Here is a 17,389-nt window from a genome sequence, read left to right as displayed (position 1 = left end):
AGTAGTCGATTGTATAAAATTCATTAATACTCTATATAAAAAATTACTATTTTACAGAAATCAAAAAATCAAATAAGATTTTAGTAGTGATTTAATATACTGTATATTCTGAAAATTATCCACTTTGATTAAGCCGTGATGTATTTATATTTCTCTATTATTAGAGAATTCAACAAACTCTCAATTGGGTTTCTTAAATAATTTTGAAAACGCCTTCATGATAAGGGGTACTTTTGGTAATGAATTTGCTATGGTCTTTCTTAACTTTATGAAATACACCATCATAGGTGAGAAAATAAATTAGAGCTATATAGGAGGCAGATGATTTATGAATTTTGATTTTACTGATGAACAACAAATGATTAAGAAAACGATTAAGAAATTTGTAAAAGAAGAGTTAGAACCAGCAATTGAGGAACAAGGTGATGAGAAGCCATTTACTAAAGAATTCCTTCTAAGTATGTTAAAAAAAATTAAGCCATTTGGATTAGTAGGTACAACCATTCCAGAGGAGGCTGGAGGGGCAGGACTTGATCTTATGACTTGGGGACTACTGTATGAAGAGTTACCAAATCAACTGAAGTCAATGTCTGGCATAACTGCTAATATGGCGAGAAGAATATATGACCGTGGTACCGATTACCATAAGGAAAAGTTTCTGCCGGGTCTACTCGCAGGTGATAAAATTGCCTGTTCGGCAAATACTGAACCAAATGTAGGATCTAACCCTTCAGAAATTCAAACTACCGCCACAATCGATGGAGATCATTATGTGATAAATGGGACAAAAACTTTTATTACAAATGGAATGACTGCAGATTATATTTCTGTAGCTGTTCAGTTTGATCGTTCCAAAGGTGGTAAGGGAGTAGGCATTATTTTAGTAGATCGAGAGGAATCTCCTGTAGAAGCCAGACCGATTAAACTAATGGGATTTAATACAGGCGAATTAGCTGAACTTTTTTTCGATAATGTACGAGTTCCGAAAGAAAATCTTCTAATTCCTGAAGGACAGGGTTACAAAACACAAATGAGTGGTTTTCATGCTTGGCGTTGTTTTGTTGGATTAAGTGGATGCAGTATTGCTGAAAAGGCTTTGGAATATTCCATTAAGTATTCACAAGAAAGAGAACAGTTTGGGAAACAAATAGGTTCGTTTCAGCTGATTCAGGAAATGTTAGCAGATATGAAAACGGAACTAGATGCTGCACGATTATTAACCTATCGAGCATTGGATTTAGTAAATAGAGGCCAAATCGCACGAGTTGAGACGTCAATCGCGAAACATTATGCAACTGAAATGGCAATCCGTGTTACGTCTAAAGCCATACAAATACATGGTGCATATGGTCTTACTTCGGAATTTCCAGTTGAACGCCTATTTAGACAGGCAAGGATATTGGCAATTCCCGAGGGTACTACACAGATACAAAAACTTATTATTGGACGTGAACTGACTGGGATGAACGCTTTCAGATAACTAGTACATTAGCAAACAAAATACGTTTTCTTTCTTGTAATAAAAAAATGAAGAGGTGTTCATATGACTCTACCATTAGAAGGAATTAAAATTCTAGATTTTTCTAATTTGCTACCGGGTCCTTTTTGTACAATGACTTTAGCTGATTTTGGAGCGGAGATAATCAAAGTAGAACGTCCACATACAGGTGATTTTACAAGAAGAAACAAGCGAATGTTTAATGCAGTCAATAGGAACAAAAAAAGTATTACAGTAGATTTAAAGGATGAACAGGAAATAGAATTTATTAAGCAAATGATAAAAGAGTGCGATGTGCTTGTTGAAGGGTTCAGACCTGGTGTAATGGCAAGGTTAGGGTTAGATTACCAAGAAGTGTCGAAAATTAATAACCAAATTATTTACTGTTCGATTTCAGGATTTGGTCAAACGGGACCATTAAGAACAGTTCCTGGACATGATGTCAATTACTTGGCTCTTTCTGGTGCTTTAAGTATTAGTGGAGATCCTGCAGGTCCACCAGCGCCATGGGGAGGTGTTCAAGTAGCGGATTTAACGTCAGCTATGTATGCAGTTACGTCTATACTGGCAGCGTTGAGAAATCGAGATCTTAACGGACAAGGGGATTTTATAGACGTTTCGATTACAGATACCGTTTTAGCATGGATGGGCCCACGGATTGCATCATACTATGATCAAGGAAAACCTAATAAAGAAAACTTTCTTACTACAGGAGCATACGGAGCTTTTGAAACAAAGGACCATGAGTATATTGCGTTAGGAAGCCTTGAGGACCACTTTTTTGAAAACTTGTGTCATTCGATTGGCAGAACTGAACTGTTAAATGAAGAGAAATATAAAACATGGCCCTTGCGTTCCCAAAATGCAAAGACTTTAAATCCAATTATTGAAGAGGAATTATTGAAGAAACCATTAGCTGAATGGTTAGAGATCTTTGATAAAAATGATGTACCTAGTTGTAAGGTTAATGAAATCGGGGAGCTTCCTCAAGTTGAAAGCTTCATCGAAAGAGATTTATTTGAAAATTACGGAACGGGTGAAGGTGAATATTTTGTTAAATATCCCGTCAAGTTTGAAAATTTATCAGTCCAATCCCCAAAGGAAGCTGCCAAATTAGGAGAGAATAATTCGGAATATTCAAAAAATTTAAAAGGAGTGAAGAATACATGACTCAACCTATTCAAGGAAGCTTGGAATATTGGGCTCAAATTAAGCCTGATGAAACGGCTATTATAGATGAAAATGGATCTGAATTAACATGGAAGGAATGGAATCGGCAATCAGACCTGCTAGCGGATAGTTTTGTCCGTGCTGGACTTCGCCCCAAAGATATTGTGGCCGTACGATCACAAATTCGCAAGGAATGGTTTGTGGTCAATCGTGCCTTAGCCAAGGTTGGCTGTATGCAAATTGGGCTCAATTGGCATTTTACATTACCAGAAATTCTTCATGTTATGAAGGATAGTGGGGCTACTGCAGTTGTTTTTGATGATCCTACACCTGATGTGCTATTACCTTTATGGGATGAGCTCCCATTAAAAACAATGGTTGGCATCAACACTAACCCTCATCCAGAGGTTGAACAGTATGAAAATTTGATTTCTGAAAGAGAAGTCGAAGCGCGAATTAGTAAAGTTGTGAAACCGGAATTAATCATATACACCTCAGGTACAACTGGTCATCCAAAAGGTGTCTTTAAGGACCCAGCAAAGGCGATGAAACAAAATCTAAAGGTATTACTTGAATATCAACAAGATATGTTAGATGCATCAGGTTTTATGAAGACGGGTAATATTTCCCTCGTCAACACGCCTCTCCACCACGGATTGGGACCTTACAATGCTGAAATCACACATAAGAGTGGGGGAACTGTAGTACTTCTTAAAAAGTTTGATCCAGAGAAAACGTTGGAATTAATAATGAAACACAAAATAACGAGATGGACTTGTGTCCCTACACTACTAAAACGGATTGCCCAACTACCTGAAGAGGTATTAAAGAAGTATGATGTGAGCTCTATAAAGACTCTTACAGTAGGGGCAGCTCCTGTACCATATTCATTAAAAGAATGGGCGATGAACTATTTTGGAGAACATTGTGTGTATGAAGGATATGGTTCTTCTGAGGCGGGATTAGTTACGATTTTGCAGCCAGAACTACAGAGATCAAAAGCAGGATCTTGCGGTTATCCCTACAAGCATGTTCAAGTTGAAATTCGAGATGAGAATGGACAAAAGTTGAACACCGGCGAAGTAGGTGTTATTTGGGTGAAAACACCTGTCTGTATCGACAGATATTTAAATAAGGAGAAACTAGGACCTGATACATTAGATGAGAACGGTTTTTTCCAAACGGGAGATATGGGCTATCTTGATGAGGATGGTTATCTTTATATCAATGATCGGATCAAGGATATGATTATCTCTGGTGGTGTCAATATTTACCCAGCTGAAATTGAAGCTGTCTTACAAAAACATCCAGCTGTACAGGATGTAGCAGTGATTGGGATTCCAGATGAAGAGTTTGGAGAACAAATAAAAGCTTTTTGTGAAATTAATAAAAATGTGACGGTAACAGAAGAAGAATTGATCGAGTACTGTAGAAGTCAGCTAGCTTCTTATAAACGGCCTCGTTCGATCGAATTCGTAGATGAGCTACCTAGAAATACGGTTGGGAAGATAACTAAAAACGATTTGCGCAAAGCGTATTGGAAAGAAAAGGAAAGAAATGTTTGATACACCTAGTAAAGGTAACTTTTGATTAGGCATTTCTAGAGGAGGCTATCTATAATGAATTTTGAATTTACAGATGAAGAATTGATGTTAAAGAAAACAATAAGAAAACTAACAAGGGAGGTTTTAGAACCTGCTATTAAAGAACTAGGCGATGATCAGCCGTTTTCAAAAGAGTTTGTCTTAAGAATGTTTAAAGAAGTTAAGCCATTTGGATTTTTAGGAACAACCATTCCAGAAGAGCAGGGTGGGGCTGGCTTAGATATTAAAACGTGGGCACTAATATATGAAGAATTGCCATATGAATTAAAAGGATATTTAGGAATCTCACCAAATATGGCGAGGACAATTGCTGAACGCGGAACGGATTACCATAAAGAAAAATTCCTACCAGGACTTTTATCAGGTGATAAAATTGCTTGCTCAGCAAATACAGAGCCCAATGTTGGATCCAATCCTTCTGAGATGCAAACAACGGCTGTATTAGATGGTGATCATTATGTGATAAATGGGACGAAAACATTTATTACGAATGGAAATCTAGCAGATTATATATCTGTTGCTGTTTCATTTGATCGTTCCAAGGGTGGAAAAGGAATTGGCTTAATCCTTATTGATAGAGAAGATACACCTATCGAGTCAAGAAAAATCAACTTAATGGGCTTTAATCAAGGGGATTTAGCAGAACTTTACTTTGATAATGTCCGCGTACCAAAGGAAAATCTGATTGTTCCAGAGGGTGATGGCTATAAGAGCAAATTGAAAGGGTTTCATGCATGGCGTTGCTTTGTTGCAACAGATGCCAATGCATTAGCTGAAAAAGCGCTAAATTATTCAATACAATATGTAAAAGAAAGAGAACAATTCGGCAAAAAGATTGGCTCTTTTCAATTAATTCAAGGAATGTTAGCTGATATGAAAACTGAAATTGATGCATCGAAACTACTAACCTATCGAGCATTAGATATGGTGAACAAAGGGCAACATTGCCGAATAGAGACTTCAATGGCAAAACAATTTGCAACAGAAATGGCTGTTCGAGTTACTTCAAAAGCCATTCAAATTCATGGTGCTTATGGATTAACATCTGAATTCCCTGTTGAACGATTATTTAGGAATGCAAAAATTTTAACGATACCAGAAGGAACGAGTCAAATACAGAAGCTGGTAATCGGGCGTGAACTTACCGGAAAAAGCGCTTTTAGATAACAGGGTGGTTCTTTGTGAGAGTGAGAATTTCCTAAGGAGGAAAAGGTTTGAAAACTCGTATTACGGAATTATTAAATATTGAATACCCAATCCTTTGTGGCGGGATGTTTCGAGTTGGTCGTGCTCCATTAGTAGCAGCGGTGGCCGAAGCTGGTGGAATTGGTTTTATCACGTCAGCACACTATGAAACTCCTGAGGATCTTCGTGAGGATATACGTCTGGCAAAAAGGTTAACCAAGAAACCAATAGGTGTCAATCTAATTGTATCACCTAGAAAAAAACTTCCTAATGACGAGTTTATTGAGGTTTTATTAGATGAAGGAATTCGGATTGTCGAAACGGCCGGAGATAACCCTGGAAAATATATGAAAGTCCTAAAAGATAATGATGTTACCGTCATCCATAAGGTACCCGCCGTTCGTTATGCAAAAACAGCTGAAAGACTTGGTGCAGATGCAGTAATCATAATCGGTACTGAAGCCGGAGGACATCCTGGAATGGACGTTGGCGGTCTAGTTCTTATCCCACAGACAGTGGATTCAGTAAACATACCTGTCATTGCTGGTGGGGGAATTGCTGATGGACGAGGAATGGCTGCTGCTTTGTCACTTGGTGCTGAAGGGGTTTTAATGGCATCTAGATTTATGGCAACACAGGAATCTCTGCTCCATGAAAACGTTAAACAATGGATGGTAGGAGCTTCAGAACTAGATACTTTCTTGATTCAAAGAACAATTGGTTCAACCACGCGAGTGGCAAAGAATGAAGTTTCACAGAAGGTTTTGGAGTTGGAAAGCCGGGGAGCGACAGTAGAAGAACTGCTTCCGCTGATAAAAGGGGAACGAGCAATAGAAGTATTTACTAACGGTAATCTAGACGCTGGAGTTTGGTCATGTGGATCATCTGTAGGTCTCATTCATGATGTACCTACTGTTAAGGAAGTAATAGAACAGATAATTGATGATGCAAAATCTACACTCTCCCGCATGAATATAATTATGGGGTAAAGGTATTATTATACGATCCTATTAATACATGGATGTAATCTGCTCTCCTTATCAATCAACAATCGATAAGGAGAGGCTCTTATTAACAATAACTCATCTTCACGGCAATCAATGACTATTAATGATTAAATATATTTGCCTAACCAATCTCTTCATTTTCAAATATTGTAATGTAGTTATTTTCTAAGTCCTTCTTTGCGATTAAATTTTTTCTTAATAATCTTAGGTATTCTTTTGCGGCAGGAGTCAATTGTCGAGATTTTAAGCTAACGTAGCCATAAGCAATTTCTATCGGTTTTTCTGAAATAGGTATGGCAATCAGCTTGTTTGTCATAAAATAGGGATCATTTTTTATGGCAATACTTGAAACAAAGCCAACTCCTACACCCTCTGAAAGAATTTGCTTACCTGTTCCTTCGTTTGTAATGCCAGAATTAAAAAGAATACTAGGTTCTCTATACTTAGATAGAATACTCATGATTTTTTTGAAAAAGGGTGATTTGCTCTTAAAAGATACGATTGGATTTTTGGCAATTTCTTTATAAGATATTGTTGACTTAGATGCTAAAGGTGACTTTCTGCCAACACAGGCCATAACATGTCCTTCTATTAGCTTTTCAAAATATAAATCATGTTCATCGAATTGACGTTGGTTCTCTCTCGCAATGAAACCTAGATTTACTCTTTCGGCCCTTACTTCCTCTTTAATAACCGAACTAATATCCTCAAAGACATTGAGTGTAACACCTTGATAGGTATTAGTGAAGGATGCAATCGAACTTGAAAGGATATGCATACTAAAACTAGGAACAGAGGCTATTGAGAGTGTACCTGATAATAATTTTGAATGATCTCCGGAGAATTCACTGATTTCATTTACTTTTTCAAGGATCTCGATTGCTTTTTTTATGATTATCTTACCGTCATCTGTGGGAATGGTACCGATTCGAGAACGATGAAAAAGTTTTACATCTAATTCGGCTTCAAGCGCGTTTAGAGCTTGACTTATAGTTGGCTGGGTAATATGAAGATTTTCTGCAGCCAAAGAAATAGACTTATATTTTGACACTTCTACAAGGTAAATCAATTGATCTATTCGCATATAACCCCCCACATATAAAGAATTCTAATAGATATATAAAATATATATATTTTACATTATATATAAGATACGATAAAATTCAAATAAATATTTAAAATATTTATTATATTCTGAACGATAGTTTTATAGAGAGAGGAGCAAGATATATTTAGCTAACTTATTAGAATTAAAGGACAGAGTAGCTCTAATTACAGGTGCCGGTCAAGGAGTAGGCAGACAGATTGCCTTACATTTTGCTGCAAATCATGCAAAAGGGGTAGTTGTGAATGATTACCATTTAGAAAGAGCAGAGGCAGTTGCGAAGGAGATTAACCAACAGGGTGGTAACGCCATTCCGATCCAAGCAGATGTTACTGATTATACAAGTGTGGAGAAAATGATTCAGGCTTCAATTGATTATTTTGGTAAATCTGTTGATATTCTCGTAAATAACGCTGGGAATGCTGGCGCTAATCCAGATTCAGTACAAATGGGTGTTCCATTTTGGGAATCTGATCCAAAAACTTGGGATGGCTGGATTGGAGTCAATTTAATGGGAGTATTAAATTGTTCTCGAGCTGCGATTCCTGAAATGATTCAACAGGGAAATGGCGGAAGAATCATTACGGTCATCTCTGATGCAGGAAGGGTAGGAGAACCGCATTTACCTGTATACTCGGCAGCAAAAGCGGGTGCTAGTGGTCTTATGCGCGCATTAGCGAAATCATTAGGAAGATATAACATAACCGCAAACTCAGTGGCGATCGCTGCAACGATGACACCTAGACTAGAAGGACGGATGGACGATGAAGAACGCATGCGAAAGGTGTTGAAAAATTATGTCATCCGTCGTTTGGGTCAACCGTCCGATGTAGCCAATATGGTGTTATTCCTTGCTTCAGAGGCATCAGGATGGATGACAGGACAAACATATCCAGTCAATGGGGGCTATTCTTTCAATCAGTAGTGTCGTTAGGGAGTAATAAAGGAGGGTAATCAGATGGAAAACCGAGGAAATTTAGTCTTGACAGAAAAACGAGGGAAAATATTTATCATTACAATCAATCGCCCTGAGGTTAAAAATGCCTGTGATGGAGCTACAGGTATGCAAATGTGTCAGGCGATTGATGCATTTGAAGAGGATGAAAATTTATTTGTCGCGATCATTACTGGAGCAGGTGGTACATTCTCTGCGGGTGCCGATTTAAAAGCAGCCGCAAGAGGTGAGGACCGAAGTACACCACGCGGTGGTTTCGGGATCATGGCCAAGCCACCAAGAAAGCCGATTATTGCAGCAATTGAAGGTTATGCTGTGGCTGGTGGAATGGAACTTGCTTTATCCTGTGATTTGATTGTGGCTGCTAATAACGCCAAGATGGGGCTTCCGGAAGTTCGCCACAATTTAGTTGCTGTTGGAGGTGGTTTATTCCGTTTGCCAAAGCGTATGCCATATCACTTGGTAATGGAACTTGCCCTTACTGCAGATATGCTTCCAGCTGAGCACTTCCATCGCTTTGGTGTTGTTAATAGATTAACAGAGCCAGGTCAGGCACTACAAACAGCTATTGAATTAGCAGAACGTCTAATAGTAAATGGCCCAACTGCACAAATTGCAACAAAAGAGATTATCCGCCATGCTTACGAGTGGACAGAAGAAGAGGCATGGGAGAAACAAAAGGTTATCGCACAACCAGCATTAGATTCTGAAGATCGCAAAGAAGGACTAAAGGCTTTTGCTGAAAAGAGGAAACCAATCTGGAGTGGAAAGTAGAGATCTAGGGTGAAGAGAGTAAGAATCAGTGATTAATAAAATAATTAAAGGAGATTAAGCGATGATAGATCAAATTGCACTGCGACCATCTGTGTTTTCTATTAGAGGGACAGAAGAACTTCCGGATAGACCGTCACTAAAAGGATGTCAATGTAAATGTGGGTATGTCTTTTTCCCAAGGCAGTATTTCGGGTGTGAATCATGCGGAAGATTTGGCGATGATATTGAAAATATTGAAATGAGTGGGAGAGGGAAAATTAGAGAATTTGCCACCGTCCATCGAAGTCAAAGAAAAGATTTACCAGCACCCTATATTGTTGCTACCATTGTTTTAGACGCTGGTGTTGTCATTAGGGGATTATTAGATGTGACAGATGAAAAACAATTATCAATCGGTCAAACGGTCTATTCGACACTTTCTTCGGTAGGACGGGATGAGGACGGAAGAGAAATTGTAGATCTTCGATTTTCTATAAATCAATCAAATTAAAAAGTGAGGATTAATATGGGCAGGATATTAAAAGAACTAAGACCAGTATATGTAGTTGGGATCGGTTTACACCGATATCAACGTGCAAGTGAAAAGACCTATGTAGAATTAGGGTTGACAGCTATTCGCGAAGCACTTCAAGATGCAAAAATTGAATGGGAAGCCGTTGAGTCCTCTTATGTCGGTACAGCTAAACTAGGAATGGCTGCAGGGCGTGCGATGTTGCGACACTTAGGGACAACCGGAACGTCCATCACCCATATTGAAAACGCTTCAGCTACTGGCTCAAGTGCTTTCCGTCAAGCTTGTATAGAGATTGCCGGAGGTTTCAGTGATGTTGCATTAGCTGTTGGAGTTGACAAAGTTGACCCAATGCCAAGGGCTTTTGAGAAAAACGGAATAAAAGATTTAGCTAGTGATGCGATTGTTCCATTTACGCATTTTGCTTTATTAGCACATGATTATATGAGTAGATATGGAGTAACTGATGAACAGATTGCACAAGTTGCTGTCAAAAATCATCGGAATGGAGCATTGAATCCTTATGCCCATCGACAGAAGGAACGTACTTTAGATGAAGTTCTCTCAGACGATCCTATTTCAGGTTCCTTTACTCGCTTACAATGTTGCCCGATTGGAGAAGGTGCTTCAGCAGTAATTGTCGCTTCAGAAGAAGGGATTAAACGCTTTGGTATTGATCCAAGTAGAGCAATTAGAGTAAGCGCTTCCGTTTCACGCAGTGAACGGGTGTACGAACCTGGAGCTGGATTTGATGCTGAATTAACAAGAGAAACGACAGCCATTGCCCTAAAAGAAGCTGATATTACAGTAAAGGAATTGGATGTTATCGAATTTCATGATGCATTTACAATTGAGGAATTACTTTATGTTGAATCATTAGGTTTATGCGGTCCAGGGCAAGCACCTCATCTACTTGCAGAAGGTGCGATGGATATTGGTGGGCAAGTTGCGGTAAGCCCATCAGGTGGATTATTAGCAATGGGACATCCAACAGGCCCAACAGGTCTTGGGCAAATAGCCGAAGTGACAAGACAGTTACGCCATGAGGCTGGCCCACGACAGCAACCGAAGGCTAGAACTGGTCTAGCACATATGGTCGGACTTGGAAGTGTCTGTGTTGTGCATGTTTTGCAAAGACCGTAAGTTCGGGGGTGAAAGAACGAGTTTCGTTCTTTTACTTTTTTGATTATAGCAATTTGTATTATGAAAATTAATGACAGTATAAAATGTTTGTATTTTACAACTGTTGACACATGTGATTACATAAAAGTAGAGAAGAAATTTTAATAAAATCTCTTTTTATTAAGTGCTCATGTGATTTTTTTTAGTAGATAATAACCACTCAAGATTAGATAGTGAATATCCCTTTGTAATTTTCTGAAAAATTATAATATTTTGAGGATTGTTGAAGTTTACTATCTAATTCTTAATAAACTGAGTTGAAAGGAATGAAGAAACGATGGAAAATTTATTAGATTTGAATGGTAAGGTAGGGCTTATTACAGGTGCGGGGCAAGGAGTAGGACGCCAAATTGCCTTACATTTTGCTGCACATCAAGCAAAAGGTGTTGTTGTGAATGACTATTACCTTGAACGTGCCGAAGCGGTTGTAAAGGAAATCGAAAAAGCTGGAGGACGTGCATTCGCTATTCAAGGAGATGTTACTGATTATGACAGCGTTGAAAGTATGGTGAAAAGAGCAGAAGATCATTTCGGTCAATCCATCGATTTATTAGTAAATAATGCTGGAAATGCAGGAGCTCAACCTGAATTAGAACAACGAGGTATTCCTTTTTGGGAGTCTGATCCGAAGAGTTGGGATGTAAGATTGGGTGTCAACTTGATGGGTGTCTTGAACTGTTGTCGTGCAGCGATTCCTGGAATGGTGGAAAACCAGCGAGGTCGTATTATTACGATTATTTCTGATGCGGGGAGAGTAGGAGAACCAGACCCGATGGTCGTATACTCGGCAGCTAAAGCTGGTGCATCTGGACTTATGCGAGCTCTTGCAAAATCATTAGGAAGATACAATATTACAGCAAATTCTGTGTCAATTGGAGCCACGCGAACACCAAGAACGGAGGCGAATTTTGAAAATCAGGAACGTATGAAAAAAATGCTGAAAAAATATGTGATTCGTCGCGTTGGAGAACCAAATGATGTGGCAAATATGGTCTTGTTTTTGGCATCTGATGCTTCTAGTTGGATCACCGGTCAAACGTATCCTGTAAATGGTGGATATTCGTTTAATCAATAAAAACTATAAGAGTAAAGGAGGTAACGAAATGGGGAATCCTATTCCTAGAAGCTTAGAATATTGGGCACAAATTAAACCTAATGATGAAGCAATCATTGATGAAAACGGTTATTCATTGACTTGGAAAGAATGGAATGATCAAGCCAACCGATTAGCGGATGCACTTGTGCAAGCAGGAATTGGACCAGGGGATACTGTAGCTGTTAGAAGTCAAATTCGTCCAGAGTGGTTCGTTATCAATCGTGCTTTAGCGAAGATTGGCTGCGATCAAGTAGGCTTAAATTGGCATTTTAAATATTCGGAAGCCCTTCACGTCATGAAGGATAGTAAAGCAAAAGTGATTATTTTTGATGACTCTGACCCCGAAGAATTGCTTCCTTTATGGAATCATGTTCCTTTAGTTAGTATGATAGGCATTCATACTTTACACCACGAAAAGGTACAACAATTTGACGATATGATAGCAGAAAGACCAGTGGAGGAACGACTAAGTAAAAGAATTACTCCGAACTTTATTATTTATACATCAGGGACGACAGGTCATCCAAAAGGAGTATATCGAGATCCGAATTTGCTCGATAGTCGTGGTGATGAGGTTTTTGAGTACAAAAAGGATATTGAACAAAAGAGAGGATTTAGCAGTTCTGACAATAATCGATTCTTGGTCAACACGCCTCTTCATCACGGCTTGGCACCAGGTAATGCAGAGATCACACATCAAACAGGTGGTTCGGTAGTCCTGCTCAAGAAGTTTGATCCTGTTCAAACCTTGGAATTAATTATGAAATATAAGATTAATAGATGGAGTTGTGTCCCCACAATTATAAAAAGGATAGCCCAGCTACCAGAGGATGTTCTAGAAAAATACGATGTATCCTCGATCGAGTCCCTTGTTATTGGGGCTGCACCTGTTCCTTTTTCATTGAAAAAATGGGTGATTAGCTATTTTGGAAAACATTGTTTATATGAAGGATATGGGACTTCTGAAGTGGGCTTAGTTTCTGCTATGTCACCTGAAATGCAATTGAAAAAACCAGGATCATCCGGGTTACCTTATAAACATGTGGAAATTCATATTCGAGATGAAAATGGCAAAAACCTAAAGGCTGGGGAAGTCGGAGAATTATGGATTAAGACTCCAGTGACAATTGATCGTTACCTTAATAGGAGCAAATTGGAAGCAGATACACTAGATCCTGATGGTTTTTTTAGAACGGGTGATGTTGGATATGTCGATGAGGATGGTTATTTGTACATTAGTGACAGAATGAAAGATATGATTATTTCTGGAGGTGTAAACATTTATCCTGCAGAAATTGAAGCTGTGCTGATGAAACATCCTGCCATACAGGATGTAGCAGTAATTGGGGTTCCAAATGAAGAGTATGGTGAAGAAATTAAGGCAATATGTGAAATTAACCCGAAAGTAAGTGTGACAGAAGCTGAGTTGATTGATTTTTGCAGAAGGGAACTGGCGTCCTATAAACGTCCTCGATCTGTGGAATTTATTGAAGAATTGCCTCGTAATACGGTAGGTAAAGTTCTCAAAAGGATACTACGCGAAAATTATTGGAAAGCAAAAGAAAGAAAAGTTTAAGGAAGTGTGTTTCAAGTGAACTAAATTGTTTGAAATAACTAAACTGGATGGAGAAAAAATGTTGAAAAATAACGCATCTTATATTTATCTCGAAAAAGTAGGTCCTATTGCAACGATTAATTTGAATCGTCCCGAAAAACGGAACGCTATGAATTACGAAATGTGGTGTGAATTACCTGGACTACTCTTTGAAGTAGATTCAGACCTGAGTATAAAAGTAGTTGTCATTCGTGGTGTGAATAACGTAGCTTTTAGTGCAGGTGCAGATATAAGTGAGTTTCAGGAAATTCGGTCGAACAAAAGAAGGTCCAATTTGTATGACCATGCTATCGCTAAGGCCAATCAATCATTGGCTAACTTATCTAAGCCAACAATTGCGATGATCCAGGGGTTTTGCGTAGGGGGAGGAGCGGGAATCGCCTTAGCGTGTGATTTTCGCTTTTCAGATGAAAATGGTCAGTTCGGAATAACACCGGCTAAGATTGGTCTTGTTTATGGTACAGCAGCAACGAAAAGAATAGTAGATTTGGTTGGACCGTCCAAAACGAAAGACATCTTAATGACAGGGCGTCTCATGGATGCACAAGAAGCATTACAAATTGGTTTTATCGATCGAATCTACCATTCTGAATCAATCAAGGATGAAACCTATCGCTATGCTAATTTAATTGCTAATCGAGCGCAATACACAGTTCGCGCTGCCAAAAAAATTGTAAATGAGATCTTGCATGGAACAAATGAAAATACACCTGAGCTTAAAGAATTAATAGAAAGAGCATATGATACAGAGGATTATCAGGAAGGTGTCAAGGCGTTTATAGAAAAACGACGCCCAAAATTTAAAGAAAATTAGGACTAATAAACTGGTGAACCAGTTACTTGTAAATTTACAATTTATGACTAAACTTTCGTATTTTGAAGACTCGACGTGGTTGAACAGATTTTGCTATCATCAATCAATTATTTTTTAAACAAATATAGTAAAACTGGAGGAAGTTATGGGTGAGTTTAAGGACAGAGTTGCCATCGTAACAGGTTCTGGTAGAGGGATTGGTAAATTAACAGCCCAACAATTGGCACTAGAGGGTGCAAAGATTGTAGTCGCTGATGTTATTGAAGAAAATGCAATAAAAAGTGCAGCTGATATTAATGAATCGGGCGGAAATGCAATAGCAATAGTGGCGGATGTGTCAAATGAAATCGATGTGATGAATATGGTGGAAGTAACACTAAGTAATTATAAAACTGTTGATGTTTTGATTAATAATGCTGGGTTTACGAGAGACAATTTAATAGAGAATATGTCAGTCCAAAATTGGGATTCAGTCTTAGATACTTGCTTAAAAGGAACGTTTCTATGTACAAAATATGTTAGTCCGTACATGATAGAGAAAAAATCAGGGAAAATCGTTAACATTGCCTCAATCTCATACTTAGGTAATATGGGGCAGGCAAACTATTCATCTGCTAAAGCTGGACTTGTTGGATTTACAAAAGCGATGGCAAAAGAGTTAGCGCGACACTCTATCAATGTCAACGCCGTTGCACCAGGTTTGACAGAAACGGAAGCGCTGAAAAGGCTTCCTAAATATGAAATGATAAAAGAAAGGGTGTTAAAATCAACTCCTTTAAGACGACTAGGAAAGCCTGAAGACGTCGTAAATGCCATAATGTTCTTGGCTTCCGAAAAATCATCATATGTGACTGGTGATGTAATCCATGTGAGTGGCGGAAGGTTTGGTTAATTTATAGATCGAAGTTTTGAGAAGGTTAGAGATTACAGGAAGTTTTGTTTTCTGAATTTTTAGAATACAGCGAAACAGATAAAAGGAGAGCTAAATATGGACTTCGAATTATCAATCGAACAGAAGATGATCAAGGACAATTTAAGGAAGTTTTTAAATAAAGAGATAGCGCCGTTAGTATCTGAATACGAGAATAAAGAAAGGAAAGTTACAAATAATATTATGCAGAAATTGTTACCATTTGGGTTTATTGGGGGATTGCTACCTAAGGAAGCAGGTGGAGGAGGGCTGGATCATGTTACCTATTTTTTGATGATTGAAGAGTTATCACGAGTCTGGCCTTCGCTTAGAGGACTAACAAGTGGAACGAATCAGGCAGTTACCCGCTTGTATCAACATGGGACTAAAGAGCAACAAGAAAAATATATGCCATCTTTAATGAGAGGTGAAAAAACTGGCTTCTTTGCTTTAACAGAGCCTAATGTAGGATCAGACACATCCAGTATCGAAACAACAGCAACCTATAGAAATGGAAAATGGATCCTTAATGGAACAAAAATGTGGATTACGAATGGATTAGATGGAGATATAGGAGTTGTTTTTGCCCAAACTGATAAAAGTAAAGGAGTTAATGGTATTACGGCATTTATTGTTGAGAAAGGAGTTACAAAATATATTGCCAAAAAAATAGATAAGATGGGGATGCATAGTTTACCAACAGCAGAGCTTATTTTCGAAGATTGCGAGATCCCAGAGGAAAATATGATTGGGGAAATAGGAGAAGGCTTACGAATGGGATTAAAGTCATTAAACAGAGCAAGAGTAATGGTTGCGTTTATTTGTGCAGGTGTAGCACAAGCAAGCCTTGATGCTTCGATAAAATATGCGCAAGAAAGGAAACAATTTGGAAAGTCAATCGGTAGTTTTCAGCTAATTCAAGCCAAAATTGCAGATATGGTAACAAAGCTAAGTGCGATGAGGTTATTGGGGCTACAGGCAGCAAGTAAACTGGATAAAGCTGAGGATTGTAGAATTGAAGCTTCCGTTGCCAAACTATTTGCCACTGAATCTGCCTTAGAAATTGCTGATAGTGCTATACAAATTCATGGGGGATATGGGTATAGTAAGGAGTTTCCAGTTGAACGCTACTATCGGGATATTAGACACTTTACATTTGCTGAAGGAACTAGTGAAATTCATAGATTATTAATTGCACGAAAGGTTCTTGGTATTTCAGCATTAAAATAACTTCCGGTAAATTTGTTTCAAGTCAGTATTATAAATTTATATATTGAGGTGAATATATGGATATTGGTGTAGATGGCCAATCCCCAAGAAATCTGTATAAGCTACTAACTGGTATTGTAGTACCGAGGCCAATAGCATTCGTTTCAACAAAAAGTCATGAAGGAATACTTAATGTGGCTCCATTTAGCTTCTTTAGTGTGGTAACGAACAATCCTCCAACCATCATGTTTTCAATTGGGGAAACATTGTGGATGTCAGCTTGGTAGAAGCCGTTAACAATGCTGCGGCAAATTTCAAACCGGATGTTAGTGAGTTCAATGAAGTATATCTAACACCTAAAACATGCAAGGTTATTGATGGAGTAGCTGTAAAAGAAGCCCCCATTTCTATGGAGTGTAAATTAGATCAAATAATAAAAGTTGGAAAAGGGTTTATGTTGTTAGGAGAGGTCTTGCATTTTTATATTGATGATAATGTTTATTTAGGTGATTTTAAAATCGATTTTCAAAAATTAAATCCGCTTGCTAGATTAGCCGGTAATCAATATGGAGAACTTGGAAACTATTTTTCAATGGAAAGAACATTTGACCCAAATAAGGTAGTAGAGAGTATAAAGAGAAAGAAATAAAAGCGATGTTGCGGGAGCTTTTACCTTTAGAAGAAATTAATGTTTGGGACTTTTCGAATCCCATCTTCGCCTCTTAAGCGCTGTAACATTAATTGAACTTGATTA

Annotated in this window: 17 protein-coding genes; 16 read left to right on the top strand and 1 reads right to left on the bottom strand. The window is 38.2% G+C overall.

The annotated features are described in order from the left end of the window. The first annotated feature begins 328 nt into the window (after positions 1–328). The 5 genes from CZ487_RS15540 (at position 329) to CZ487_RS15520 (ending at position 6,446) form a co-directional block, all read left to right on the top strand. Complete coding sequence (locus tag CZ487_RS15540; RefSeq protein WP_077213200.1) at positions 329–1,480, top strand: acyl-CoA dehydrogenase family protein; 1,152 nt, start codon at positions 329–331, stop codon at positions 1,478–1,480. Between the two features lie 63 nt (positions 1,481–1,543). Further along, complete coding sequence (locus tag CZ487_RS15535; protein WP_077213199.1) at positions 1,544–2,668, top strand: CaiB/BaiF CoA transferase family protein; 1,125 nt, start codon at positions 1,544–1,546, stop codon at positions 2,666–2,668. Then, positions 2,665–4,233, top strand: coding sequence for a class I adenylate-forming enzyme family protein (locus CZ487_RS15530; protein ID WP_077213198.1), 1,569 nt, complete (start codon positions 2,665–2,667; stop codon positions 4,231–4,233). The genes CZ487_RS15535 and CZ487_RS15530 overlap by 4 nt, the downstream gene beginning before the upstream one ends. A gap of 54 nt (positions 4,234–4,287) precedes the next feature. Beyond that, entirely contained in the window at positions 4,288–5,439 is a 1,152-nt protein-coding gene (locus CZ487_RS15525) for an acyl-CoA dehydrogenase family protein (RefSeq protein WP_077213197.1), read from the top strand. Positions 5,440–5,486: 47 nt separating this feature from the next. Continuing rightward, positions 5,487–6,446: an NAD(P)H-dependent flavin oxidoreductase gene (locus CZ487_RS15520; RefSeq protein ID WP_077213196.1), complete on the top strand. Its 960-nt coding sequence runs from the start codon at positions 5,487–5,489 to the stop codon at positions 6,444–6,446. Between the two features lie 139 nt (positions 6,447–6,585). On the opposite strand, the gene CZ487_RS15515 is transcribed toward CZ487_RS15520, so the two are convergent. Beyond that, the gene (locus CZ487_RS15515) at positions 6,586–7,548 is read right to left on the bottom strand and encodes a LysR family transcriptional regulator (protein ID WP_077213195.1); all 963 of its coding nucleotides are present in this window, start codon (positions 7,546–7,548) and stop codon (positions 6,586–6,588) included. 142 nt (positions 7,549–7,690) lie between these two features. Between CZ487_RS15515 and CZ487_RS15510 the strand changes: the two genes are divergently transcribed. The 11 genes from CZ487_RS15510 (at position 7,691) to CZ487_RS15465 (ending at position 17,284) form a co-directional block, all read left to right on the top strand. Then, positions 7,691–8,494 (top strand): SDR family oxidoreductase, encoded by an 804-nt coding sequence (locus CZ487_RS15510; RefSeq protein ID WP_077213194.1) that lies wholly within the window; start codon positions 7,691–7,693, stop codon positions 8,492–8,494. 33 nt (positions 8,495–8,527) lie between these two features. Then, positions 8,528–9,298, top strand: a complete 771-nt coding sequence (locus CZ487_RS15505) for a crotonase/enoyl-CoA hydratase family protein (protein ID WP_077213193.1) — start codon at positions 8,528–8,530, stop codon at positions 9,296–9,298. A 61-nt stretch (positions 9,299–9,359) separates the two neighbouring features. After that, positions 9,360–9,788, top strand: a complete 429-nt coding sequence (locus CZ487_RS15500) for a Zn-ribbon domain-containing OB-fold protein (RefSeq protein ID WP_077213192.1) — start codon at positions 9,360–9,362, stop codon at positions 9,786–9,788. Between the two features lie 15 nt (positions 9,789–9,803). Continuing rightward, a complete protein-coding gene (locus CZ487_RS15495) occupies positions 9,804–10,952 on the top strand; it encodes a thiolase family protein (RefSeq protein ID WP_077213191.1) in 1,149 nt (382 codons plus the stop codon). 316 nt (positions 10,953–11,268) lie between these two features. Next, on the top strand, positions 11,269–12,066 hold the full coding sequence (locus tag CZ487_RS15490; protein ID WP_077213190.1) for an SDR family NAD(P)-dependent oxidoreductase: 798 nt from the start codon (positions 11,269–11,271) through the stop codon (positions 12,064–12,066). A gap of 28 nt (positions 12,067–12,094) precedes the next feature. After that, positions 12,095–13,663: a class I adenylate-forming enzyme family protein gene (locus CZ487_RS15485; RefSeq protein WP_077213189.1), complete on the top strand. Its 1,569-nt coding sequence runs from the start codon at positions 12,095–12,097 to the stop codon at positions 13,661–13,663. Between the two features lie 58 nt (positions 13,664–13,721). Beyond that, on the top strand, positions 13,722–14,516 hold the full coding sequence (locus CZ487_RS15480) for an enoyl-CoA hydratase-related protein (RefSeq protein WP_139339581.1): 795 nt from the start codon (positions 13,722–13,724) through the stop codon (positions 14,514–14,516). A 145-nt stretch (positions 14,517–14,661) separates the two neighbouring features. Further along, a complete protein-coding gene (locus CZ487_RS15475; protein WP_077213188.1) occupies positions 14,662–15,408 on the top strand; it encodes a glucose 1-dehydrogenase in 747 nt (248 codons plus the stop codon). A 96-nt stretch (positions 15,409–15,504) separates the two neighbouring features. Continuing rightward, the gene (locus CZ487_RS15470; RefSeq protein WP_077213187.1) at positions 15,505–16,656 is read left to right on the top strand and encodes an acyl-CoA dehydrogenase family protein; all 1,152 of its coding nucleotides are present in this window, start codon (positions 15,505–15,507) and stop codon (positions 16,654–16,656) included. A gap of 56 nt (positions 16,657–16,712) precedes the next feature. Beyond that, positions 16,713–16,922: a flavin reductase family protein gene (locus CZ487_RS27740; protein ID WP_084783298.1), complete on the top strand. Its 210-nt coding sequence runs from the start codon at positions 16,713–16,715 to the stop codon at positions 16,920–16,922. Further along, positions 16,904–17,284 (top strand): flavin reductase family protein, encoded by a 381-nt coding sequence (locus CZ487_RS15465; RefSeq protein ID WP_084783297.1) that lies wholly within the window; start codon positions 16,904–16,906, stop codon positions 17,282–17,284. The genes CZ487_RS27740 and CZ487_RS15465 overlap by 19 nt, the downstream gene beginning before the upstream one ends. Positions 17,285–17,389 lie beyond the last annotated feature (105 nt).

This window comes from Robertmurraya dakarensis, from assembly GCF_900156875.1.
Lineage (GTDB): Bacteria > Bacillota > Bacilli > Bacillales > Cytobacillaceae > Robertmurraya > Robertmurraya dakarensis.
Note: the sequence above shows the minus strand (reverse complement) of the source record. Positions and strands in the feature narration are given on the sequence as shown.

Excerpts from the sequence above, each read along its gene's own strand:
- CZ487_RS15540 (WP_077213200.1), top strand. The coding sequence starts at position 329 with ATGAATTTTGATTTTACTGATGAACAACAAATGATTAAGAAAACGATT.
- CZ487_RS15535 (WP_077213199.1), top strand. The coding sequence starts at position 1,544 with ATGACTCTACCATTAGAAGGAATTAAAATTCTAGATTTTTCTAATTTG.
- CZ487_RS15530 (WP_077213198.1), top strand. The coding sequence starts at position 2,665 with ATGACTCAACCTATTCAAGGAAGCTTGGAATATTGGGCTCAAATTAAG.
- CZ487_RS15525 (WP_077213197.1), top strand. The coding sequence starts at position 4,288 with ATGAATTTTGAATTTACAGATGAAGAATTGATGTTAAAGAAAACAATA.
- CZ487_RS15515 (WP_077213195.1), bottom strand. The coding sequence starts at position 7,548 with ATGCGAATAGATCAATTGATTTACCTTGTAGAAGTGTCAAAATATAAG.
- CZ487_RS15505 (WP_077213193.1), top strand. The coding sequence starts at position 8,528 with ATGGAAAACCGAGGAAATTTAGTCTTGACAGAAAAACGAGGGAAAATA.
- CZ487_RS15500 (WP_077213192.1), top strand. The coding sequence starts at position 9,360 with ATGATAGATCAAATTGCACTGCGACCATCTGTGTTTTCTATTAGAGGG.
- CZ487_RS15495 (WP_077213191.1), top strand. The coding sequence starts at position 9,804 with ATGGGCAGGATATTAAAAGAACTAAGACCAGTATATGTAGTTGGGATC.
- CZ487_RS15490 (WP_077213190.1), top strand. The coding sequence starts at position 11,269 with ATGGAAAATTTATTAGATTTGAATGGTAAGGTAGGGCTTATTACAGGT.
- CZ487_RS15485 (WP_077213189.1), top strand. The coding sequence starts at position 12,095 with ATGGGGAATCCTATTCCTAGAAGCTTAGAATATTGGGCACAAATTAAA.
- CZ487_RS15480 (WP_139339581.1), top strand. The coding sequence starts at position 13,722 with ATGTTGAAAAATAACGCATCTTATATTTATCTCGAAAAAGTAGGTCCT.
- CZ487_RS15475 (WP_077213188.1), top strand. The coding sequence starts at position 14,662 with ATGGGTGAGTTTAAGGACAGAGTTGCCATCGTAACAGGTTCTGGTAGA.
- CZ487_RS15470 (WP_077213187.1), top strand. The coding sequence starts at position 15,505 with ATGGACTTCGAATTATCAATCGAACAGAAGATGATCAAGGACAATTTA.
- CZ487_RS27740 (WP_084783298.1), top strand. The coding sequence starts at position 16,713 with ATGGATATTGGTGTAGATGGCCAATCCCCAAGAAATCTGTATAAGCTA.